Source organism: Zhongshania sp. (assembly GCF_047636175.1).
Classification (GTDB): Bacteria; Pseudomonadota; Gammaproteobacteria; order Pseudomonadales; family Spongiibacteraceae; genus Spongiibacter.
The window spans coordinates 1-22691 of record NZ_JBLIKC010000036.1; the positions used below are offsets into that span (position 1 = coordinate 1).

Sequence of the window (22691 nt, forward strand, 5' to 3'; positions counted from 1 at the left end):
ACAGTAATAGCCGTCACGACGCTAAGTTATTTTTAGCTGATAATATCAGTGCACTCGCTGCCTTTATCGATCTGTATGAGATTAGCGCCGACCGCCAGTGGCTTCAATATGCCAAAGCCAGCGCCGACGTTATTCGAGAGAAAATAGCCAGCCCCGATATTGTCGGCTTGCCGGCGGCCAGCATCGGTGTCGAGGATCCTTTGGCACCGTATGTCGATTTAGAAGAAAACATTCAGGCCACGCGGGCCTTAAATACCCTATATCACTACAGCGGCCGCGAGCTTGACAAGTTGCTAGCAGAAAAGGCCATGGCTTATATTAGCAGCAGCGAGGTCATCGCAAGCCGGTTCACTGAGGCGGGGATTCTACTCGCTGATGCAGAACTAAACCGCGACCCTCTGCATTTGGTGGTAGTGGGTTCAAAATCTGATGCCAAAGCCCAGAAGTTATTTGGTGCAGCGCTAGCGACTAGCTATCAAAGCTACCGCCGTATTGAATGGTGGGATCGCAGCGAGGGTGAATTAATTAATCACGATGTTGAATACCCTACTCTAGCCAAGGCAGCTGCGTTTGTGTGTAACGACAAGCGCTGCTCAACACCGATTTATAAGGCCAATGAAATTCAAGAAGTCATCGCGTTAATAGAGGGCACCCAAAAATAGCATTTCAATGTCTATTTAACGCCAATGATTGCATAGAGACCTTCAAAGCGAACGGCTACGTCTTCGTTAACTATAATTTCGGAGCAGAGATTGATCTTGGCCTTGCCGCGCTCTTCAAAGCGATCAAAGAAATGTTCCCAGTGTTTCTCTTCAACTACCAGTGAACTCGATACAATATCGCCGGTAACAGGCTTGAGGTATTTAATTGATGCTTCAGCCACCACGATGTCGGGGTCTAGACCGTAATCGACGCAGCGCATATATACCATGCCCCAGCACGCCATAACGGCCATAACATAGAGACTGCCGCCGAAGGCGGTGAGCTTATCGTTGATACTGGGAGCCAGTGGAGCATGCAATCGCAGGCTGAAGCCATCATAGTCATCAACACTGATTTGCATATGCTGAGCCGTCGGCAGGTGCTTGGCAATAAAGATATCTAAGGCCCCACTATCCATACTTTAAACTTCCGGCTTAAATAAAATATTTATTAATTGTGATGCCGCAAGATAGGGGGTGGTTTCGCCTTCGGTCACCATCTGGCTTAGTTTAGGCAATAACACTTTCACTTCAGGATTTAGTTTTAACTTCATACCCAGCATTTCATAAAGCAGTTTGTTCATCCACTCACGGGCTTGGCGCGAGCGCTTCTCCTGCAGCGAACCATTTTTGTCAGCATCAATTTTAAAGCCGCTGATCATGCCCCATACCGCCTCAATATTTTCGTTTTTCAAGGCCGAGCAGCTCATTACCTGCGGCGTCCAAAAGCTATTCTGCCGCAGTAAGTGCAAGGCGTTCTCGTAGTGACGACGGGTTTGTTGAGCCAGATTTATGCTTTCGCCATCGGCCTTATTAATCACCAATGCGTCTGCCAACTCGATGATGCCTTTTTTAATTCCCTGTAACTCATCACCGGCATTGGGCAGCATCAGGACCATAAAGAAATCAACCATACTGGCAACTTCGTATTCAGATTGTCCAACCCCCACCGTTTCAACCAAGATTACATCGTAGCCAGCGGCTTCGCACAGCAGCATGGTTTCACGGGTTTTTTGCGCAACACCGCCTAGAGAGCCCTCAGACGGCGACGGCCGAATAAAGGCGGCTTTGCTGCGCGACAGCAGTTCCATGCGAGTCTTGTCGCCAAGAATAGAGCCGCCGGCAATGGGCGAGCTGGGGTCCACTGCTAATACTGCGACTCGCTTACCTAGGCTAACTAAGTAAAGGCCAAAGGCTTCAATGAAGGTGGATTTACCCACGCCCGGAATACCGGTAATACCCACACGGATACTATTACCCGTGTGGGGAAGAAGCTGTTCTAGCACTAATTGGGCTTCGCTTCTATGCTCGACCCGCCGGCTCTCAACCAAGGTAATCGCCTTGGCCAGTGCGCGGGAATTGCCGCTTTTTAGTGCATCAATATCAATTGCCATAATGAGTGTCAGCTTAAGTGAAAATGGCAGAGACAAACTAAAAAGATCGGCCTCTGCCTTTTAATAAGTACTTTTTCTAAGCCTTATATGATGCGTTAACCGCGTCGAGTACGCCCCGCGCAGCCAAGGGGATTTTGGTGCCTGGGCCAAAAATACCTTTAACACCTGCATCGGTGAGAAAGTTGTAATCTTGGCGCGGAATAACACCACCAGCTATGACAATTATATCGTCAGCGCCGACTTTCTTAAGCTCCGCAATTAACTCAGGAATCAGAGTTTTATGACCTGCCGCCTGCGATGAGACACCCACAACATGAACATCGTTTTCTACCGCCTGTTTTGCCACTTCTTCTGGCGTTGAGAACATCGGTGATAAGTCGATGTCAAAACCTACGTCAGCAAATGCAGTCGCAATGACTTTAGCGCCACGGTCGTGACCGTCTTGACCCATTTTACACACCAGCATGCGGGGGCGACGACCATGCTTTTCAGCGAAGTCCTCAATATCTTTGCTAATACCCTGCCAGTTTTCATCGTCTTGATAAGCACTGCCATAAACCCCAGACACGGTCTGCGACTGGGCATTAAAGCGACCAAACTCACGCTCCATAGCGCTGGATATCTCGCCAACGGTGGCGCGTAAACGCGTGGCTTTCACCGCAAGATCTAGCAAGTTGCCCTCTCCCGTTACGGCACATTGGTAAATCGCTTCAAGCGCATCCTCAACCAATGGCTCATCCCGCGATGCGCGAATTGCAGCCAGTGCTGCAACTTGAGATTCACGTACTGCGTTGTTATCGATATCCAAGAAATCAACATCGTCTTCTTCTGCCAAAGTGTATTTATTTACACCCACAATGACATCTTCGCCACGGTCGATACGCGCCTGTTTACGCGCTGCAGACTCTTCAATACGCAGCTTAGGCAGACCAGTTTCTATCGCTTTAGCCATGCCACCTTTTTCTTCAACTTCTTGGATCAATTCCCAGGCGCGATCGGCAATATCTTTAGTCAGTGATTCCATCATGTAAGAGCCACCCCAAGGATCAACTACCTTGGTAATACCGGTTTCTTCTTGAATGATTAACTGAGTATTACGGGCGATACGTGAAGAGAATTGAGTCGGCAAACCTATCGCTTCGTCGAGAGCGTTGGTGTGCAAAGATTGAGTGCCACCAAAAACTGCCGCCATCGCTTCGATCGTGGTGCGCACAATATTGTTGTATGGGTCTTGCTCGGTCAGCGACCAGCCAGAGGTCTGGCTGTGGGTACGCAACATTTTTGAGCGTGAGTTTTTGGGTTCAAACTCGCTCACGATCTTAGACCACAGCAAACGCGCGGCGCGCATTTTGGCAATTTCCATATAGAAATTCATACCAATGCCCCAGAAAAAGGACAGGCGGCCAGCAAACTTGTCGATATCTAAACCGGCCGTAATTGCCGTGCGAATGTATTCCTTGCCGTCGGCTAGCGTATACGCCAGCTCTAGCGCGGCGTCGGCGCCGGCTTCTTGAATATGATAGCCCGAAATTGAAATGGTATTGTACTTCGGCATATTGTCGGACGCGTATGCGATGATATCGCCGATAATTTTCATGGAGGCCGACGGCGGATAAATATAAGTATTACGGACCATAAACTCTTTCAGAATATCGTTCTGAATAGTGCCGGAGAGCTGATCTTGGCTGACGCCCTGCTCCTCTGCAGCAACGATATAACCAGCCAGAACCGGCAGTACTGCACCGTTCATAGTCATCGATACCGAGATTTTATCCAATGGAATTTCATTGAATAATACTTTCATGTCTTCAACGGAATCTATCGCCACACCGGCTTTACCGACGTCGCCTGTTACACGGGGATGATCCGAGTCATAACCACGATGAGTAGCAAGGTCGAAGGCAACAGATACACCCTGTCCACCGGCAGCCAAGGCTTTACGATAAAACGAGTTTGATTCTTCAGCGGTTGAAAAACCCGCATACTGGCGAATGGTCCAGGGACGACCAGCATACATGGTCGGTTGTGGACCACGAATAAAGGGCTCAACACCTGGCAAGGTATTTGTGAACGGCAGATCTTCAATATCTTCCTTTGTATACAAGGGCTTAATGTCTATGCCTTCGGGTGTATGCCAAACTAAGTCATCAAGCGTTTGATTGCCTTTGGCGAGGACTTTATTCGCCATTGCCTTCCAGTCGTCTACGGAAGTCTCGGGAGCTTTGTAATCAGCCATACTCGTACCTGTCTGTATTTATGAGGGTCAGTGTTTACAATGATGACGTGCCGCTTATGTGTATCACCACCTGATACGCGGCATCTATCTATATTTAGTGGTGTTCAACTCCCGGCTGGCTGAGCTCGATGAGCACGCCGTCGCAAGACTTGGGATGTATAAAGATAACTTGGCAGCCATGCGCGCCTGGGCTTGGTGCTTCGCTGAGGAATTGATATCCCAGCGCCGTCAAGCGCGCTACATCAGCCACGATATCGTCGGTGCTAAAGCACAAATGGTGTAAGCCACCTGGCTTTTTCTCGAGATATTTGGCTATCGGGCCTTCGCCACGCAGAGGGCTCACTAGCTCGATGCTGGTTGATTTAAGGGGAAAGAACGCGGTTGCGGTTTTTGCAGTTTCAACTTCTTCGCTGCCTTCATGCACCAGGCCGAAATCTTCTAAAAAGCGCTTAATGGCTTTGTTTAGATCGGGAACAGCAACCGCAATATGATCAAGTCCAGTAATCATTTGGATACTCCTAATTATATAATGAGCCGGCAGCACGCTGCCGGCCAATACCACTAATTCAGGGTCGCTAAAAACTCAATAGTTTTAGCACGACGGGCCTCAGCAATTTCCTCAGGGGTTACAACAACAATTTTTTCGTCTGGGATGATTTTAAACAAGGGCTGACCCTTCTTAATAATCACGCCATCACCTTCAATCAGAACTTTATCAATTGTACCGGCAAACGGCGCAATAACTTTGTTAAACATCTTCATAACTTCAACGATGTACAAGGTATCGCCCGCTTCGAAATGCTCGCCAGCACTGATGAACACGTCCATACCAGGCGCTTCGCGCGGATAGTACATGCCGCCGCTGGCTGCCAAGACTTCGTCTGATTTCGCCGCCGGTGGTGGCACAAGTACCTTGGCCATTCGTTTCTGCAAGACTTCGTCAGTCAAGCGGTCTGGAATGTTGATACTCAAATCGGCGTTCATGCTCAACTCGTAGAAGCCGGTTTTGTCGGCAATATAAGCCAGTACTGAGAGCACGTCGCTTCCAGCAAAATAGCCAATATGCGCGCTGCGCACTGCAGACCACTCCTCGGCACTAAAACCTTTTGGCGCCTTGTCTGAAGCAAGTAGCACTTCAAGAGCCGGGAAATCTGCCGCATCTACTTTTTCATTTAAGGTTTTGTAAAAGCTAACAGCTGCACTCAAGATATCGTGATCGTGGTCCCAGATCATATAACGTGCTGGCTTGTCGGCTTCAAAATCCATATTAAGATAGTGATAAAGCTCTTCCAATACCTCAATGGGGTTAACAGCCCATTTGATCTCGCCGTTGTCGATTCGCAAGCTGTCCTTGTTCATGCTTAACCAACCGGCCATAAAATGCGGTTCGGCGAATAAACGTTCCAGCGGACGAATCATTAATAGTTTTTTAGCATCGAGTGCTGCCGCCCATGCGGCGCCGTTATCGCCCGCTTCGGCAACGTAGCGCTGGCGTATTTCTGCGTAAGCAACATCCAAGTCAATTTGGTTGGCCTGTTCCTTAAGCAAACCTACCGAGGTCAGGTAAGGCACTATAAAACCCGTTGACGGACGCGCATTGATGCCGTTGCCAATGAACCAGTGCACCAAGCCATAGTGGAACTCAAGATTAGTGGCCAGATCTTTGCCGCGCAATTCAGTGCGCCGCAGTATTTCTGCCAACCGCTGATAACTACTGAGACGGGTTTCACCCGTGGTAAGTAGTAGCGCAATATTCGAATCATACGCACCAGCTAGGTGGTATTTCATAAACACATCAGTATCAGGATTGTGAGTAGAAATACCTTGGTCGTCGCGAATCTCGCCTCGAATCGCGTTCGACCAGTTTTCGATAACACCACCGGCGTGTGGCTGCAAGGCTTGGTTAGTTGCGTTCATGCGCGCTTCTACAGAGGTTTTCTCACGTAGAATACGGGTGGGCTTAGGTAAGTTTTTGGCGTGGCGCGCCAACAGCACCATGACTTCAACCAGGCTTTCTGCAATGAAGTAATCACCGGAGTCATCCGGGTTGGTGAACTTGAGTTTATAGCAGAGCTCGGTCACACGGTGCTCAACCTGAATACGGGTGTTCATTTCCATGAAGTAATGCGAATCGCCATCGACAATACATTCAAAGGTGCCTAAAGAATCTAGCTTTACCGCTTCACCGAATACCGCGCCTTCATGTTCCATGCGCTGCAATATATCCAAATCTTTTTTGAGTTGCTCGGCTTCTGCTTTGCTACCAGCCGCTTCGGCCACGATAATGGCTGCCGCTAGCTCTTCTTCAGTAACAGACACCTCTAATAGTTTCTGCTCGTGCATTTGTAATGAGCAGTCACGGCCGCCCATGGTCATGCACCACTCACCATTACCCACAACCTGAATTTCCTGGTGGCGGGTAGTATCGATATTCATTTCGATAAGGACGTTTTTATTATCACCAACACCGTTGGTCTTTAGCTCGATCAGGCACTCTTGCACCAGGGACGGGACTTTAGCGACGGCTTTCTCTAATTTTTCTTCAATCGTCGCGCCCTCGTATGAGTTCGCTGACTGCAAAATACGCTGACCTTTCCCACCGCCACCGGCAATCGCTTTTAGGCGAAAACGGTTATTCGGCTTTTCTGTCACCATACGCTTAGCTTCAGTTTGCAGAGCAAGGCCAATATCCGCAGCAGTAATGATATCGATCCCCGCCGCATACGACGCCGCCAACAATGCCAGAGCCTGCTCTTCAATGTCTTTACAGGCGGTAAAGTCGACACTCAGCTTGTTATCTTTGGCGCATTGTTCAAGACCATCTGCGCCGTATTTAGCAAACAGAGCCAAACTAGTCGCATTGTTCACCCCAGGTGTAACGGACACACCGGTTTCCAATGCGGTGCGTTTCGCTTGATCCTTCATACCCGCAGATTTCTGGGTGTAAGAACAGGGCCCAATAAAGTTCAGGCCGGCCTTCTCCATCGATTCCACCATTTCGGCGTCTTCAGACATAAAGCCGTAACCCGCAAAGATCGCGTTGTAATCATTATCGTAGGCAATACGAATGATTTGCTTGATACGACGAATGCGCTCTTCTTTGGTGGCGCCGGTGTAATCCGGTACGCGGTGAACCCGATCTGGGTCAGTCAGAGTGCGCAGCTCGGGCGCAAGGGCATTGGTATAGGTGATTGAGTCTTTCTCAGACAGTAAAATACCGTAGTGATGAATACCCATTTCATCGAAAACATCCATGGCCTCCTTACGGATTGGGCCACGACAAATAATCAATGGTTTCATGTCATTACATGCGAAACCTCGAGTCCATGCTGTATTTGATTTTGCCAGTTGACGGTCTTTATGAACCATCGGATTGCTCAGGTAGTAATTATTACTTTCTTGCACGTTGAATAACCTCGTTAGCGAATCGTCTTGAGTCAATGAATGACGGAATCTTTGCACACGTTCGGGGAATTAATGGAATTCCCGTTGCGTACCACTCATGGGCTCAGGCTTGTAAGCCCTGAGATGCAGTTCCAGTTGTTCACCCAATACCTTGCGCAGGTCAGAGGGCATGACGATCTGGGATATCGATCCCAGGCTTAATGCTTCGTTCGGATTCATGAGCTCACGCTCATAGCGCTGCGTCAACTGCAGCTCTTCGTGCTTCTGCCATTCGGCTACAGCTTCTTTAGCCGCTGTCGCAGCGTCTGACTCAGACATACCTGCCTTGAGGTTTTGCGCCTTGAGCTCAGCCGTTTTCGGTTTAACCGCACCGCGAATTTTACGAACTTCATCTTTATAAACGTATTCAACGCCCGCTGGGCCCATTACAGCTAAACGGGTTGTCGGTAATGCGCAGACAAAATCCGCGCCGGTAGGGTAGTTATTAAACGACGCGTAAGCACCACCAAAGGCGTTGCGAACAATCATAAGAAAACGCGGGGTGCGAAGGTCTATAATCGCATCAAGCATAGCGCGACCTGCCTGCACAATACCGCCCGCCTCCTGCTCTTTCCCCGGTAAGAAACCAGTGGTGTCTTCCATGAAAATAACGGGAATGTTATAAACATTGCAGAAACGGATAAAGCGCGCGTTTTTGTAGGCGGCGTCGATATCGATCTGCCCAGACGCGACCGCAGAATTATTCGCCACAAAACCAACGACGTTACCGCCCATACGACCCAGCGCGCAAACGGTGTTGCGAGCGCGTTCAGGTTGGATTTCAAAGAAATCACCGTGGTCGCACATTTGCTGAATAATAATGCTTATATCGAAGGGAGTATTAAAACCTGTGGGGCTATTGAAGGCTTTCCGCAATAGTAAATCGATATCCCAAGTTTTGCGCGTAATCGGGTCAGAGGTCGGCTGAAACGGCGGCGCCGAGGCGCTGTTGTTTGGCAGGTAGTTAAGAAGCTCTTTGACTTTGCGCAAAGCGGCGACTTCATCGGGAACGACAAAATCCGTTACCCCTGATTTAGAATGAACACTGGGACCACCAAGTTCATCAGCGGTCACGTCTTCGCCAAGCACAGACTTAACAACGCCGGGCCCAGTCAAACCAAAGAAGGTGTCATTGGGTTGAATGACAAAAGAACCCTGACGCGGCAGATAAGAACCACCACCGGCGTTATAACCGAACATACACATAATCGACGGTACCACACCGTTGATATGGCGAAGTGCTGTAAACGCTTCCGCGTAGCCATCTAGGCCGCCAACACCAGCGGGAATGTAGGCACCCGCTGAGTCGTTCATGCCTACCAGTGGAATACCAAGCTTGCCGGCAAGTTTAAATAGGTTAGCTAACTTGCTGCCATTGGTGGCGTCCATAGAACCGGCGCGAACGGTAAAGTCGTGACCGTAAAGGGCCACATCTCGGCCATTTACTTTGACAACCGCAGTAACGAGGGAGGCACCATCTAAATTTTTGCCCCAGTTTTGGTAAAGAATTTTAGGCTCAGTGCCGATATCGGCGAGCACTGAAATTCTTTCCCAAACGGTCATACGCTTCTTTTCGTGCTGCTTTTGAACGCCCTTTACACCCGCCATTTTTCTTGGGCGCTGTAGGAGATCGTAACCAGCTTGAAGAGCGGCTTCGTAGATACCAGGATCGTAATCAATTTGACCTGGTACGGTAAATTCGAGTTCTGATTTCTTCTCGAAGGGATTTTCCAGTGAGGGAATTTGTGTCTGTATTTTTGTCATGCTGTCAGTTCCAGCTACATTTATAGTTAACCCGCGAATATGCCGCTAGCGATTATCTCCCCGATATCTTAGCCAGCATGGGATTCTTACGATCCCTATCACTGTTAATTTTCTAAGGGGCATTGCGCCAGCTGACATATTTGAATTGCGGATGAATGAGAAAAACCGTTCTATATATTGCAATGACGGCTTAGTGATTCTCAAAGCGGCGGCTAACATTACTGGGATCCGGCTTGTCTGTCAATCCAGATGGCGGCTGATAACACCTTACTCAATATGATAAAACACTAGATTTTTCAGCCTCATAGCACGTAAAATCATGAGCTAGTCGCCGTGTTTGATCGCCCCCCCAGAGCAACAAATAATGACCCGTCTTCGTCGCATATTGCTACCCTACTCCCGCGACAGCTGCGCTATATTTGCGAGTCTGAAACATCTACCATTTCCAGTGTTTTTAGATAGCGCAGCGCCCTTTAGCGACTACGGTCGCTTCGATATTATTTGCGCTCAACCTGATGAAGTAATTTCATTAAAAACAATAGCCTATGACAGCATTGAAACATTTATTATTAACACTGAGCTGCGCCTAGCCGAGGTTTGTAGCAACTACATTCACGATGAGGAGCTGCCATTTTGCGGCGGTGCGATTGGCTACCTGAGTTATGATTTTGCAGAAATCACTCATTCTATCAGGCATCAACAAGCAGAAAATGACCGTTCAGCGACGCCTTACTTTCACGCTGGCATCTATCCTTGGGCCATTGTTGTGGATCATCAGCGTCGACATTGCGAGCTCGTGGCCCAAGCCTCGGTTAGCGCAGCTTGCTTGGCGCACATCGAAGGCCTTGTCGTCGCTACCGAGCCTGACGCAAAGCCAGCTAGCTTTGCGCTGACCGGCATATTTGAGACCTCCTTGGATATCCAGCAGTACCGACAGGCTTTTGACCGAGTTCAAGACTATATTCACGCCGGCGACTGTTATCAAATCAACCTGACACGGGCTTTTACAGCGCCTTATAAAGGGGATCCATGGCAGGCCTATCAAGTTCTGCGGAAAACCGCTGCCACGCCCTTCTCAGCGTATCTCGACTTGGGTGACAGCCAAATTTTGAGTTTCTCTCCAGAGCGTCTGCTGTCGGCAAGTAAAGGCCAGCTGCAAACCCAGCCTATTAAAGGCACCGCTGCCCGCGATCCAGATCCAATTAAAGATCAGGCCTTGGCCGCTGCGCTGCAAAGCTGTGCTAAGAATCGCGCCGAAAACGTGATGATTGTCGATTTGCTTCGCAATGATTTCAGCAAAAGCTGTCAGCCGTTATCGGTACGAACCGAGAAGTTGTGCGAGCTGCAAAGCTTTCGCACCGTGCATCACTTAGTTAGCACCGTATCCGGTCAACTGCGTCCCGATTGCACTGCGTTCAAGGCATTGCTGAACTGTTTTCCCGGCGGCTCCATCACTGGCGCGCCAAAACAAAGAGCCATGGAAATCATTGGCGAAATAGAACCCCATCGGCGCGATTTCTACTGTGGCAGTATTTTCTATTTGGGTGGCGGCGGCAAGATGGACAGCAGTATCACCATCCGCAGTTTTGTCTGTGCAGATAATCACATTCGCGGATGGGCTGGGGGCGGCATTGTCGCCGACTCGGAGGTCGACGAGGAGTTTATTGAGACTGAAACAAAAATCGGCAAGCTCTTAAAGACGCTTGCCGATTTCTAAACTCATTTCTAAGCGGATCTATTACAAGCTTAGATTGCGGTTAGACGCTTTAATAAATTCCAGCTTTAGGGCTTCGTAGTCGTGTACTGCTGGGAATTGCGGGAATTCGCTAATAACATTGTCCGGCGCTTTGAACAGAATACCAGCATCGGCTTCTGCCAACATGGTGGTGTCATTGTAGGAATCGCCTGCAGCAATAATTCGGTAGTACAGGGTTTTTAAGGCAAGAACGGCTTGGCGCTTTGGGTTTACTTGGCGAATACGGTAGTCGACGACCTTACCCAAACTGTCGGTTTCCAATTTATGGCACAGCAGTGTTGGCCAACCTAATTGCTTCATCAGTGGCGCGGCAAACTCGTAAAAGGTGTCTGACAATATAACCACCTGAAAACGCGCGCGAAGCCAATCCAAAAACTCAACAGCACCTTCCATTGGCGCCATGTCAGCAATGACTTCCTGAATATCTGGTAGGCCTAAGCCATTTTCGTTCAACAAGCGCAGGCGCTGCTGCATCAGCACATCATAGTCGGGTATATCACGAGTGGTTGCCTTCAACGCTTCGATACCAGTGCGCTCCGCAAAATCGATCCAGATTTCTGGGATCAGCACCCCTTCCAAGTCAAGACAAGCGATTTCCACAACATTACTCCTAAAATTGATTAAATTGCGCTTTAGCGCCGAAAAACCGCGTTAATTTAACGGCTTGGGACCGATAAAGCAATCTTGACTAATACAGCAAAATCGGCCTAGTACATGGGTAAATCGATATCTGCAAACAGCGCTTCGAGGTCGTGCTTAGTCTGGCACTGATAGGCTTTATCGACTAAATCTGCGGTCAAATGGGGAGCAAATAACTCTACAAAATCATACATGAATTTTCGCATATAGGTACCGCGGCGAAATCCTACTTTGGTGACGCTAGGCTCAAAGAGATGACTGGCATCAAGGGCCACCAAATCCGAGTCTGCCACAGAGTCATAGGCCATTTCGGCAACAATCCCAATACCTAGGCCAAGGCGAACATAGGTTTTAATAACATCAGCATCTGTAGCGGTGAATACCACTTTGGGTTCAAGCCCCTTGTTGAGGAAGGCTTCGTCTAACTTTGAACGGCCCGTAAAGCCAAACACATAGGTCACAATTGGAAACGGGGCCACGTCTTCGATCTGGAGATTATTGACCTGTGTTAAAGGGTGATCCTTGGGAACTAGAATCGTTCTATTCCAGCGATAACACGGCATCATAATCAAGTCACTGAACAACTCCAGTGCTTCGGTTGCAATAGCGAAATCGACTTCAAAATTGGCGGCCAACTCCGAAATCTGCATGGGAGTACCCTGGTGCATATGTAAGGACACATCGGGGTAGCGTTCAATAAAGGTTTTGATAACACTAGGCAGTGCATAGCGGGCCTGAGTGTGGGTAGTTGCAATCGACAAGCTACCCTTTTTCGGATTTTTAAACTCTTGGGCGATGTGTTTAATACTTTCGGTCTTGTACAGAATCTCACCAGCAGTTTTTAAAATCGCTTCACCAGCGGGAGTAATTCGAGTGAGGTGTTTGCCATTGCGAGCGAAGATTTCTACGCCCAACTCATCTTCTAACATTCGTATTTGCTTACTAATGCCGGGCTGCGACGTAAATAAACTTTGAGCCGTTGCAGACACATTCATCTCATGGTGCGCAACTTCCCAAATATAGCGCAACTGTTGCAGTTTCATGCTGATCTAGCTCCTGAAATCAAACGTGCTCGATACACTTTCGCGGCAGTATCTTTTTATTTTTTAAAGCCTGGCCAACGTCGACCAAGCCTCACTCCATCAGTCATCGACTTTATTGGCAATGCCATGTGGGACATGTCCGGTAGAAACATGCTCACTCGCTGACGCACAATGTCCGGGCTGGTCGTCAAAAAATACATCTGCGCCATAGGCAGCCAAGAACTCGCCCTTGTCTAAACCGCCTAGGAATAGTGATTCATCAATACGAATATCCCAATTTCGCAAGGTTTGAATAACCCGTTTATGGGTGGGCGCAGAGCGCGCCGTCACCAGGGCAATACGAATGGGTGGATCGTCATCTGAGAGCTCGCGCTGCAGGGCATTTAAAGCGGCTAGAAAGTTTTTAAACGGGCCGCCGCTCAAGGGCGTATTGGCCGCGGCTACTTCACTGGCGGTAAACGCCTCCAACCCTTCGCGCTTAAAGATTTGCTCCGCTTCATCTGAAAAGATCACCGCATCGCCATCGAAGGCAAAACGCAGTTCTCGATTATTCACCGGCTGAGATTTTTTGGAGCGAGGTAACAAGGTCGCCGCAGCGACACCGTTTTCCAGTGCGCGGCGCACGTCTTCAGCATTGGTCGATAAAAAAAGATGGCAGCCAAAAGCAGTTACATAGCGGTAAGGACTTTCACCGCCACTAAACGCTGCGCGGCTGATATTGAGTCCGTAATGTTCTATGGAGTTGAATACCCGCAGACCGGTATCCGCTGAATTCCGTGACAGTAGAATAACTTCAACACGGGCGTCGTCAAGATAGTCATTGAGCTGCAGCAAGCGCTCAACAATACCGAAGGCTTCGCCTGGTTCCAAAATCTCATTCTCATGTTCTATCTGATAGCTTTGATAGGCATTGAGCCCCTCTGATTCGTACACTCGATGACTTTCATCCAGATTGAATAATGCTCTGGATGAAATAGCGACTACTAATTTACTTTCAAATCCTTTGGGCATAATCACACTTCGTGGAGGAACAGGCTCACTATACAATACCGCAAGAGCAAGACAACAGCCTTAAACCCCGCTAGGGTTTTGCGGCGGCCAAATTCACTGGCGACATAATCGGCATAGCGACAAACAAAGCCGAGTGCTCGCCAGCCATCACAGTTTTAATCTCCTTAATCAGAGCGTGCGTTAAAGCGGCAAATACGGGCTGATTAATACTGTCGTTGGAAATGCGCGCCGACAACACTCCGATAATTTGGCGCTGGCTGTCATTGTTCTGGGTCAATACTGCGCCACTTTCTCCCGCGTAACTAAAACAATCCAGAACATATAAATCTGCTAACTTTTGAGTGCCTCGCTGCCATAAACTTGAGCGGCAACGAGAGGACCAAAGGGTATAGCGGGGTTTATCATTCGGATAAGCGAGGTTTTCCACCCAAGGATTTTGAGAATTTGGTGTCGCCAGCATCGGCGGGGTTTGCAGAGGTATCGGCGTCGCCAACTTAAATAGAGCGATATCTGATCCACTGTAGCGGCCAAGCTCACCATTATGCTGATTTTCAGGATGATGCTGGCGATGATGCCACACTGCCGACACTCGCTTCGCAGCGCCATCACTCCCTGAGAATGCGGTTGGATCTGCAATAAACTGCAGCGATCTAAGGTGGCCATCACCGGCCGGTGTAAATAAACAGTGCGACGCTGATATCAACCACTGCGAGGCCAACTGCGTGGCAGTGCAGCGTGATTCGTAGTAGCTACCATCGGCTTGAGTGAACCGACTTAACAATATACCACTGCGCGGCATAGACGTCGGCAGCCGCCAAAGTTGTTGGCGCACATCCTCGGCACCACTTGCGCCAAGTGAGGCACGGCGCTGAAATGTCAAAGATATCGATTTATCGGCATCAGCCACAGCATTCGCCCACAAGAGCCTTGGCGCGCCGTCAGTATCCGCCGCTAAAATGAGGGTTTTTTTGCCATCCTGAGACAGTTGCACAGCCAGTATTGGCCCCTGCGCAAGCGGCTCAGTAAGCCGAGAATCGGCAAACACCGCATTAGGAGCTGTTATGACACGAGGTAAAAAACTACTCAATTGGTTTAACATCGCCAAGGCTTTATCGCGACGCAGTGGGTTACCACTGAGGATTTCTCTTCGATAACGCCGCACGGCCTCTTCAAGACTAAGCCCAGTGTCCATGCCCTTTATCACAAAGGCTGCATGCATCAAGGCCAATTCGTAAGGCCAGTGATTTGCGCTTAACGCCTGAGTGGCATAACGATAAGCCCGCTCAAGGTCGACGCCCCGATTGTAAGCACCTTGACTGCCCTCCCCCCAGAAATACCACTGTGCCAGTTCAATGTTTGTATACTCACATGCGGCTGGACTGGCATTTATATATTCGCCAAACTCCAGGCGCTTCTCCGCAGTCGGCAGCAGCCATGCGGAGGCTGCTGAGGGAAAAATGCCGTCACTACAATCAGCACTAGCACCGATGCAGAAAACCAAAAATAGCACACCGACAGCATTGCGCGCTGTTCTCGCCGCGGCAAGCCCGATAGAATTCAGCAAGGATATGAGTCGATAATTATGCATAGAACAACTTGGGTTGAATTCAATAGTAAAGCGCTACGCCACAATGCAGCCATTGTTCGTCGCCTTGCGCCTAGTGCCGCTATCTTAGCGATGGTGAAAGCTAATGGCTACGGTCACGACGCAGATTGGGTCGCCAAGCAATTACACGATCTGGTCGACGGTTTCGCTGTCGCCCGGTTTAGTGAAGCCTTGAGTTTGCGCGCTAGCCAAACACAAACGCGGATTCTGCTGCTAGGCACTGAGCTTAATGGCGAACAATTACAGGACTGCGCGCGTCATCAGCTAGATGTTGTCATTCACGACATCGACACCGCAAAAGTACTTGCCAATACATCGCTGACCGCGCCTATCACGGTCTGGCTAAAAATGAATACGGGTATGAATCGGCTAGGCATGAGCGCGTCAGAGTTTGTGCAAGCTCACAAATTGCTAGCGTCTAATTCTGCTGTGGCGGCGATTCTTCATATGAGTCATTTCAGTGATGCAGAAACTGAGGACCGCAGCACGACCGCGTTGCAATACCAGCGCCTAACGTCGCTTAGTTATTCTCTTGGTGATTTTCCCATAAGCATGGCCAACTCCGCAGCGGTTATTGGCCACCCCCAAACCCATCATGAATGGGTTCGCCCCGGCATCATGCTTTACGGCGATGATCCCAGCAACAGCCTGTCGGCCGGCAGCGGTTTGCAGTCAGTGATGACATTTAAAGCCAAGGTCTTAGCAGTAAGAGACTTAGAAGCCGGCGACGCGGTAGGCTATAATCGACGCTGGCAAGCGAAAGGTAAATCGCGTATTGCCACCATTGCTGCAGGCTACGCGGACGGCTATCCCCGCCAAGCGCCGGATGGTACGCCGGTGTTAATCAATGGCGTGCGTGCCAGCTTGGCGGGTCGAGTTTCTATGGATTTAATGACTGTAGACGTAAGCCATCTGCCCTCAGTAAAAGCCGGTGACGTAGCCACACTCTGGGGTGAGCAGCTTCCCGCCGCCGAGGTGGGTCAATACTGCAATACCATTAGCTACGAGTTATTTACTCGCATTACTGACCGGGTTGAGCGCATCTATTTATAGACTCAACAAACTATTTATAGGGTACTAAAGCTACTGCCCCAAAGTGATGGGACAGAAAACACGCAAAGTGAAGATCAAATAGCCCGACTTAAGCGCTAGACTTGGCCGCCGCTAACTGGGTTTTTGTTAGTTGGAACACCACTGGGCTCAATAGTATTAGGGCAATCAAATTTGGAATGGCCATTAAGGCGTTCAAGGTATCTGCCAGCAGCCAAATAAAACCGAGGTTTGCCATCGCGCCCAGCGGAATGGCCAATACCCAGGCAATGCGAAATGGCATTACGCCGCGGGGTCCAAAAAAGTACACCACGCAGCGTTCGCTGTAATAAGACCAGCCTAGCATCGTGGTAAAAGCAAAGATCGCCAATCCCACGGCAACAATATAATGACCACCGGGAATCTGCGATTCAAAAGCCATTGTCGACAGCGCAGCACCACTTTCTCCGGTCTGCCATACGCCGGAAAGCAAAATCACAAAGCCGGTAACTGAACACACTAAAATTGTATCAATAAAGGTACCGAGCATGGCGATCATACCCTGTCGCACCGGGTTGTTCGTCTTGGCAGCGGCATGGGCTATGGGCGCACTCCCCAGCCCGGCTTCGTTAGAAAAGATACCCCGCGCCACCCCAAAGCGGATTGCCGCAGCAATACCGGCGCCAGCAAAACCGCCTACTGCGGCAGTGCCATTAAAAGCCGAATGGATGACCAAATTAAAAATAGCGGGTAAGGCACTGAGATTCATCAGCAAAATAACCACGCCAATAGCAAGATAACTGATGGCCATAATCGGAACTAAAAACCCTGCCACACTAGCGACGCGCTTTACACCGCCCAATATGACGGCTGCAACGCCAACAACCATGACCGCTGCACTGACCCAAATTGGTATGCCAAAGGCACCCTGCATGGCATCGGCGACCGAATTTGCCTGAACGGTATTGCCAATTCCAAAGCCAGCTATGGCACCGAAAAAAGCAAAACAGGCAGCGAGCCACCGCCAGCGTGGCCCCAAGCCATTTTTAATGTAGTACATGGGGCCGCCGCTAAAATTACCGTCAGCATCTTCTTCACGAAACTGCACGGCACACACGGCCTCCGCATATTTTGTTGCCATGCCGACCAGTGCGGTACACCACATCCAAAACAAGGCGCCGGGACCGCCCAGGGCAATGGCGGTTGCCACACCAGCGATATTACCCGTGCCAATAGTCGCGCTTAAAGAAGTCATTAGCGCTTGGAAGGGGCTAATCTCACCTTTGCCTTCGCTGGTCTTACGTCCACTGAGTAGTATGCGAAAGGCGGGACCAATATTTAGCAGTGGCATTAGCCGTAAACCAATCATCAGGTAGGCACCGGTACCCAATATGAGCAGCAGCATCAAAGGCCCCCACACTACCCCGTTAAGGCTACTTACAAATGCTGATATTTGTTCCATGGAAAATCCTTTGCCGTGTTCTAAAACACTGATGATTAATTAAAATTAAAATTATCCCTCTGCGGGAATACACCAAAAACGCCACCGGTGTGCACAAACACAATATCGCCGGTATCGCCAAAACGGCCTTTTTTCAATTGATCTAGCATGCCGTAAAATGCTTTTCCGGTGTATACGGGATCGAGCACTATGCCTTCGCCACGGGCAACATCAGTAATACAATTAAAGATTTCCGGCCCCGCTTGCGCATAGCCCGCGCCAACATAGCCATCAATTACGTTTACAGATAACGCATCAAGGTTTATGCCAGTTTGATAGCGCTGCTCCCAATCTTTCAAATCACACTTAACTTTATTTAAAAACCAAGCTTCGTCATCACAGACATTAACGCCCCAAACCTTTGCATCTATGCCGTAGCGCTGAACACCGGCGCTGAGACCAGCCTGAGTGCCGCCTGAGCCGGTTGCGCAAATTATATGGCTTGGCGAGATGCCGTGCTCAATAAAATCCTGCTTCAGTTCAGCGCAGGCCTCAACATAACCCCAAACACCGATTGCGTCAGAGGCGCCGGTGGGAATAATAAATGCCTTTTTATTCTGCTTTTGATAAGTACTCTGAACATGCACCAAAATATCATCTAATTCGCGCTGATATTGGGCAGCGGGATAATAGCTAATCTCGGCCCCAGCCAGATGATTCAAGAGCAGATTGCCGTCTGGGAATGGCGTTTCACTGCCTCTTAAAATGAGATGACACTTTAAACCGAGCTGCGCACACAGCAGTGCCGTCGCCCGGCAGTGGTTGGACTGCAGTCCCCCACAGCTAATGATCGTGTCGCAATCTTCGGCAATAGCTTGGGCCAAATTAAATTCTAATTTGCGCACCTTATTCCCTGACAATACGCTGCCAGTTAAATCATCGCGCTTCACCCAAATCTTGGGGCCACCGATGTGTTTGCTAAGGCGGTCGAGGAGCTGTAACGGGGTGGGAAGTTGTGCAAGCTTGAGTCGCGGAGGTGTGTGACCACTGAATGTTTGAATCGTGGTGTCTGAACTTTTAGTAGAAGAAGGCATGTGCCACCTGCTAGAGGAGTGCGCTCCGCCATATCGCGAAGCGCGCAATCATTAGATGGCTTTCAAGGTGCCTTTGGGCAACACCGCGTGGATGGATGAACGCTGAAATTTCAATTCCACACTGTCCGTCACGCTAACAACTACGTAATCGTCGTCAAGTTTGGTGACTTTACCAAGAATACCACTGGTAGTAACAACTTCATCGCCCTTGCCCAAAGCTGAAACCATAGCGGTATGCTCCTTTTGGCGCTTGCGCTGAGGACGAATAGCAATAAAGTAAAACAGGGCAAACATCAGTACCAGAAAGCCGATCTGGAATAACTCGCCACCGGGAGCAGCAGCGCTACCAGTAGTTTGGGCTTGTGCTTCAGAAATGAAAAAGCTCATTACACGTCCTTACTCAAAATTCAAAAAATAACGCCGTGACAAACTGCCGCGGCACCAAAAATCAGCCTGTGATATTACACAAGGCACCTACTCAAAGCGAGTAATCATAATCCATAGTAAAAGGCGCGTGATCTGAAAAGCGCTCGTCCTTATACACATCGGCGCTGCGGATTCCAGCGACTAGACCTGGCGTAATAACGTGGTAATCCAAGCGCCATCCCACGTTGTTTGCATAGGCTTGACCGCGATTTGACCACCAAGTGTAAACCGCGTCTGGATTAATCTCCCGCAAGGCGTCCACAAAGCCAGCCTCATCATATAATTTATCTAACCATTCTCGTTCATGCGGCAGGAAACCAGAGTTTTTCTTATTGGCCTTCCAGTTTTTCAAATCAATTTCTTTGTGGCAAATATTCCAGTCGGCACAGATCACCAGTTCACGACCGGCATTTTTTAACTCAAGAAAATGCAGATAAATTTTATCTAGAAAGACGTTCTTTTTTGCTTGCGCCTCATCCCCGCTAGAGCCCGATGGCAGATACATAGAAATAACACTTATTTTGTCATAATCCGCCCGAATGTAGCGGCCCTCACTGTCAGCTGGATCCCAGCCCAAAGAGGTGGTCACGCTATTGGGCGGCTTTTTACAGTACATAGCTGTACCGCTATAGCCCTTCTTTACGGCATCACTATAAACGGTGGTATAACCTTTTGGATGATACAACTCGTCTTCAAGCTGATCGCGCTGCGCCTTAGTCTCCTGAATACAAACCACGTCTGCATCTTGCTTAGCCAGCCATTCAAAAAAGCCCTTCCGCCCTGCCGAACGAATACCATTGGTATTCGCAGTAATAATTCGCATCCAAATCACCCAAACAACATTAAAATCGGAGTATAGCTTAGCAAAAAAGCGAGTAGATAGCTGGCCGCAAAACACGATCTGAGCGCTAAACTATTGTGCTATGGCCGCAAAAATCCAGCGTGAAGTTTAACTATTTGAGCCAGCTTCGTCTTAGTCGGAATTCATCCATTTAGATCATGTTGCTGCTTTCTCGCTAGCCCTAAACTAATGCTGTAAATAAAGCACTCATAATAAAAGAACGTGATCACAGCCGCTAGCCTCGCGAGATCGCAGGGCTAAGTCACAGCACACGCTGTGTAGACCCTATGGTCCGCAAATAATAAACGAGCACAGATAACCACACAGGACCCAGCATCATGAGCCAATCCTCACTTGAGACTCTTTTCGCTATTGAAGCGATCAAAAAGTTGAAGTACATCTATCTACGCGCTGTTGACACTCATGACTGGGATCTACTGGAAAGCACCCTCACTGCTGATTGCACTGCGCGCTATGATGCGGGTAAATACAGCTTTGATAACCGTGAGCAGCTGATAAGTGGCTTAAAAGGCCATATGGATTCGCCCCAAGTACTCACTATGCACAACTGTCATCACCCAGAAATCGATATTCACGATGAGGCTAGCGCTACTGGCAAGTGGTATTTACAGGATTTGGTGTTTAATAAAGAACAGAATTGGATGTTATTTGGCACCGCTATTTATACTGATCAGTACCGCTTTAGCGACGGCGAGTGGCGTATATGTCGCACCGAATACGAGCGCATAATGGAAGCGGTTAACGCCCCTATACCCGCAAGCTTAAGCTTCACTCATAATATGTTTGAAATAAAATAAGGTCTTCAAAATCACCATGACTAATATTTCAACCCGAATAAAAGAAAGCACTGCGCAACTCTGCCAAGCTGGCGCGCCATTTGAGATTATAAGTGCTAGCGATGACGGATTTCGCATGTATAAGAATGCGCCTAAGACATTGCGGGAATTAGTCGATGCGGGACGTGCTCATGGCGACCAAGAATTTTTGGTGTACCAAGGAGAACGCCTTAGTTTTAAGCAGTTTTTCGAGAAAGTAGACGCCTTAGGCAATCACTTAATTCAGACTCAATCCCTCGTCAAGGGCGACCGCGTGGCTATTGCCATGCGCAATTATCCAGAGTGGATGATTGCCTATACTGCGATTATCTCGGTGGGGGCCATCGTCGTGCCCTTAAATTCTTGGGGCACTTCAGATGAACTCTGCTATGGACTGGAAGACGCTGGCGCAAGCTACGTCTTCTGTGATCAACAGCGTCTTAAATTAATGAAGCCCCTGCTAGCATCCTTGGGCTGTCAGGCTATTGTTGCTCGCTCGACGACTAAAGATGACACTGATGTTCAATATTTTGAACAGCTTATTGCTGCCAATCTCGGTAAAGCACTGCCTGTGGTGCCCTGTGAAGGCGACGATATTGCCCAAATCATGTATACCTCTGGTACAACCGGAAGACCCAAGGGCGCGGTATCTACACATAAAAATATGTGCCAAGCCATGTACAGCTTTGAATTCCATGCGATTTGCTCCGCAATGGCGAACCCAAGTGCGATTGAAAAGATGTTTGCTGGTGGTTTTTCGCCATGCACTCTTTTGAGCGTGCCGCTATTCCATGTATCCGGATGCTACGCTGCATTTCTATTGAATCTTCGCGGCGGACGCAAAACCGTGATGATGTATCGGTGGTCGCCGGAAGAGGCGCTCAATTTAATTAGTAGCGAGAAAGTCACCATTTTTAGTGCCGTTCCCTCCATGGTCATGGACTTACTCCGCCATCCAGACTTTGCGGCGAGTGATACTAGCAGCCTTTTTGCACTTGGGGGCGGCGGCGCCGCATGCCCTCCTGCGTTTAAGGAAACCATAGAAAATACCCTAGAGTATGCCTACGTCGGCACGGGTTATGGCATGACGGAAAGTAATGCCATTTGTGCCAGCTGCACTGGTGAGGCCTACCTATATAAACCCACAAGTGCAGGCACCCTTTCCCCTCTAGTGGAATGGCAAACCCGCGACGAACAAGGCAAGGTACTTCCCACCGGCGCAAGCGGCGAGATCTGGATAAAATCGGTGTGTAATATTAGTCAGTATTGGAATAAACCAGAGGCGAATAAAACGACTTTTGACGGCCACTGGATGGCAACCGGAGACATTGGCTACCTGGATGCGGAGAATTTTGTATTTCTAGTGGGTCGCGCTAAAGACCTTATTATTCGCGGCGGCGAAAACATTTATCCAGCAGAAATAGAAGCTT

General features: G+C 49.1%; 19 protein-coding genes. 5 read left to right on the plus strand and 14 right to left on the minus strand.

Annotated elements, in window-relative coordinates; all coding sequences use genetic code 11:
- On the plus strand, positions 1-662 hold a 662-nt coding region (locus ACI955_RS16040), incomplete at its 5' end, for a hypothetical protein (protein ID WP_415244753.1).
- 11 nt (positions 663-673) lie between these two features.
- On the opposite strand, the gene ACI955_RS16045 is transcribed toward ACI955_RS16040, so the two are convergent.
- The 6 genes from ACI955_RS16045 to ACI955_RS16070 form a co-directional block, all read right to left on the minus strand.
- Positions 674-1120 carry a YiiD C-terminal domain-containing protein gene (locus tag ACI955_RS16045; protein ID WP_415244754.1) on the minus strand — a complete coding sequence of 149 codons (447 nt, stop codon included), beginning with the start codon at positions 1118-1120 and terminating at the stop codon, positions 674-676.
- 3 nt (positions 1121-1123) lie between these two features.
- Entirely contained in the window at positions 1124-2095 is a 972-nt protein-coding gene (meaB, locus tag ACI955_RS16050; RefSeq protein WP_415244755.1) for a methylmalonyl Co-A mutase-associated GTPase MeaB, read from the minus strand.
- A gap of 76 nt (positions 2096-2171) precedes the next feature.
- The gene (scpA, locus tag ACI955_RS16055) at positions 2172-4331 is read right to left on the minus strand and encodes a methylmalonyl-CoA mutase (protein ID WP_415244756.1); all 2160 of its coding nucleotides are present in this window, start codon (positions 4329-4331) and stop codon (positions 2172-2174) included.
- A gap of 94 nt (positions 4332-4425) precedes the next feature.
- Complete coding sequence (gene mce / locus ACI955_RS16060) at positions 4426-4839, minus strand: methylmalonyl-CoA epimerase (RefSeq protein ID WP_415244757.1); 414 nt, start codon at positions 4837-4839, stop codon at positions 4426-4428.
- A 53-nt stretch (positions 4840-4892) separates the two neighbouring features.
- Positions 4893-7736 carry a biotin/lipoyl-containing protein gene (locus ACI955_RS16065; protein ID WP_415244758.1) on the minus strand — a complete coding sequence of 948 codons (2844 nt, stop codon included), beginning with the start codon at positions 7734-7736 and terminating at the stop codon, positions 4893-4895.
- A gap of 69 nt (positions 7737-7805) precedes the next feature.
- Positions 7806-9539, minus strand: a complete 1734-nt coding sequence (locus tag ACI955_RS16070; RefSeq protein ID WP_415244759.1) for an acyl-CoA carboxylase subunit beta — start codon at positions 9537-9539, stop codon at positions 7806-7808.
- Between the two features lie 364 nt (positions 9540-9903).
- Between ACI955_RS16070 and pabB the strand changes: the two genes are divergently transcribed.
- Complete coding sequence (gene pabB / locus ACI955_RS16075; RefSeq protein WP_415244760.1) at positions 9904-11256, plus strand: aminodeoxychorismate synthase component I; 1353 nt, start codon at positions 9904-9906, stop codon at positions 11254-11256.
- A gap of 21 nt (positions 11257-11277) precedes the next feature.
- Here pabB and thrH read toward each other — a convergent pair whose 3' ends face one another.
- From thrH to ACI955_RS16095, 4 genes are all read right to left on the minus strand, one after another.
- Entirely contained in the window at positions 11278-11895 is a 618-nt protein-coding gene (gene thrH / locus ACI955_RS16080) for a bifunctional phosphoserine phosphatase/homoserine phosphotransferase ThrH (protein WP_368376061.1), read from the minus strand.
- Between the two features lie 107 nt (positions 11896-12002).
- The gene (gene cysB, locus ACI955_RS16085; RefSeq protein ID WP_415244761.1) at positions 12003-12977 is read right to left on the minus strand and encodes an HTH-type transcriptional regulator CysB; all 975 of its coding nucleotides are present in this window, start codon (positions 12975-12977) and stop codon (positions 12003-12005) included.
- A gap of 99 nt (positions 12978-13076) precedes the next feature.
- Positions 13077-13988: a 5'-nucleotidase gene (locus ACI955_RS16090; RefSeq protein WP_415244762.1), complete on the minus strand. Its 912-nt coding sequence runs from the start codon at positions 13986-13988 to the stop codon at positions 13077-13079.
- Between the two features lie 70 nt (positions 13989-14058).
- The gene (locus ACI955_RS16095; protein WP_415244763.1) at positions 14059-15576 is read right to left on the minus strand and encodes a trypsin-like serine peptidase; all 1518 of its coding nucleotides are present in this window, start codon (positions 15574-15576) and stop codon (positions 14059-14061) included.
- On the opposite strand from ACI955_RS16095, the gene alr reads away from it, so the two are divergent.
- A complete protein-coding gene (gene alr / locus ACI955_RS16100) occupies positions 15571-16647 on the plus strand; it encodes an alanine racemase (RefSeq protein WP_415244764.1) in 1077 nt (358 codons plus the stop codon). The two genes, ACI955_RS16095 and alr, sit on opposite strands and share 6 nt — an antisense overlap.
- Before the next feature lie 88 nt (positions 16648-16735).
- Here the strand turns inward: alr and ACI955_RS16105 are convergent, their stop codons facing one another.
- The 4 genes from ACI955_RS16105 to ACI955_RS16120 form a co-directional block, all read right to left on the minus strand.
- Positions 16736-18085 carry an alanine/glycine:cation symporter family protein gene (locus ACI955_RS16105; RefSeq protein WP_415244765.1) on the minus strand — a complete coding sequence of 450 codons (1350 nt, stop codon included), beginning with the start codon at positions 18083-18085 and terminating at the stop codon, positions 16736-16738.
- Between the two features lie 35 nt (positions 18086-18120).
- A complete protein-coding gene (locus tag ACI955_RS16110) occupies positions 18121-19158 on the minus strand; it encodes a D-cysteine desulfhydrase family protein (RefSeq protein ID WP_415244766.1) in 1038 nt (345 codons plus the stop codon).
- Between the two features lie 51 nt (positions 19159-19209).
- Positions 19210-19545, minus strand: coding sequence for a preprotein translocase subunit YajC (gene yajC, locus ACI955_RS16115; RefSeq protein WP_415244767.1), 336 nt, complete (start codon positions 19543-19545; stop codon positions 19210-19212).
- A 91-nt stretch (positions 19546-19636) separates the two neighbouring features.
- Positions 19637-20407 carry an exodeoxyribonuclease III gene (locus ACI955_RS16120; protein ID WP_415244768.1) on the minus strand — a complete coding sequence of 257 codons (771 nt, stop codon included), beginning with the start codon at positions 20405-20407 and terminating at the stop codon, positions 19637-19639.
- 356 nt (positions 20408-20763) lie between these two features.
- On the opposite strand from ACI955_RS16120, the gene ACI955_RS16125 reads away from it, so the two are divergent.
- Both ACI955_RS16125 and ACI955_RS16130 read left to right on the plus strand, forming a co-directional pair.
- Positions 20764-21243 (plus strand): nuclear transport factor 2 family protein, encoded by a 480-nt coding sequence (locus ACI955_RS16125; RefSeq protein ID WP_415244769.1) that lies wholly within the window; start codon positions 20764-20766, stop codon positions 21241-21243.
- Positions 21244-21259: 16 nt separating this feature from the next.
- On the plus strand, positions 21260-22691 hold a 1432-nt coding region (locus tag ACI955_RS16130; protein WP_415244770.1), incomplete at its 3' end, for a class I adenylate-forming enzyme family protein.

What these genes read in the sequence shown, in the direction of transcription:
- ACI955_RS16045 (WP_415244754.1), bottom strand. Translation starts at nt 1,120, where the DNA reads ATGGATAGTGGGGCCTTAGATATCTTTATTGCCAAGCACCTGCCGACG.
- meaB (WP_415244755.1), bottom strand. Translation starts at nt 2,095, where the DNA reads ATGGCAATTGATATTGATGCACTAAAAAGCGGCAATTCCCGCGCACTG.
- scpA (WP_415244756.1), bottom strand. Translation starts at nt 4,331, where the DNA reads ATGGCTGATTACAAAGCTCCCGAGACTTCCGTAGACGACTGGAAGGCA.
- mce (WP_415244757.1), bottom strand. Translation starts at nt 4,839, where the DNA reads ATGATTACTGGACTTGATCATATTGCGGTTGCTGTTCCCGATCTAAAC.
- ACI955_RS16070 (WP_415244759.1), bottom strand. Translation starts at nt 9,539, where the DNA reads ATGACAAAAATACAGACACAAATTCCCTCACTGGAAAATCCCTTCGAG.
- pabB (WP_415244760.1), top strand. Translation starts at nt 9,904, where the DNA reads ATGACCCGTCTTCGTCGCATATTGCTACCCTACTCCCGCGACAGCTGC.
- cysB (WP_415244761.1), bottom strand. Translation starts at nt 12,977, where the DNA reads ATGAAACTGCAACAGTTGCGCTATATTTGGGAAGTTGCGCACCATGAG.
- ACI955_RS16090 (WP_415244762.1), bottom strand. Translation starts at nt 13,988, where the DNA reads ATGCCCAAAGGATTTGAAAGTAAATTAGTAGTCGCTATTTCATCCAGA.
- alr (WP_415244764.1), top strand. Translation starts at nt 15,571, where the DNA reads ATGCATAGAACAACTTGGGTTGAATTCAATAGTAAAGCGCTACGCCAC.
- ACI955_RS16095 (WP_415244763.1), bottom strand. Translation starts at nt 15,576, where the DNA reads ATGCATAATTATCGACTCATATCCTTGCTGAATTCTATCGGGCTTGCC.
- ACI955_RS16105 (WP_415244765.1), bottom strand. Translation starts at nt 18,085, where the DNA reads ATGGAACAAATATCAGCATTTGTAAGTAGCCTTAACGGGGTAGTGTGG.
- ACI955_RS16110 (WP_415244766.1), bottom strand. Translation starts at nt 19,158, where the DNA reads ATGCCTTCTTCTACTAAAAGTTCAGACACCACGATTCAAACATTCAGT.
- yajC (WP_415244767.1), bottom strand. Translation starts at nt 19,545, where the DNA reads ATGAGCTTTTTCATTTCTGAAGCACAAGCCCAAACTACTGGTAGCGCT.
- ACI955_RS16120 (WP_415244768.1), bottom strand. Translation starts at nt 20,407, where the DNA reads ATGCGAATTATTACTGCGAATACCAATGGTATTCGTTCGGCAGGGCGG.
- ACI955_RS16125 (WP_415244769.1), top strand. Translation starts at nt 20,764, where the DNA reads ATGAGCCAATCCTCACTTGAGACTCTTTTCGCTATTGAAGCGATCAAA.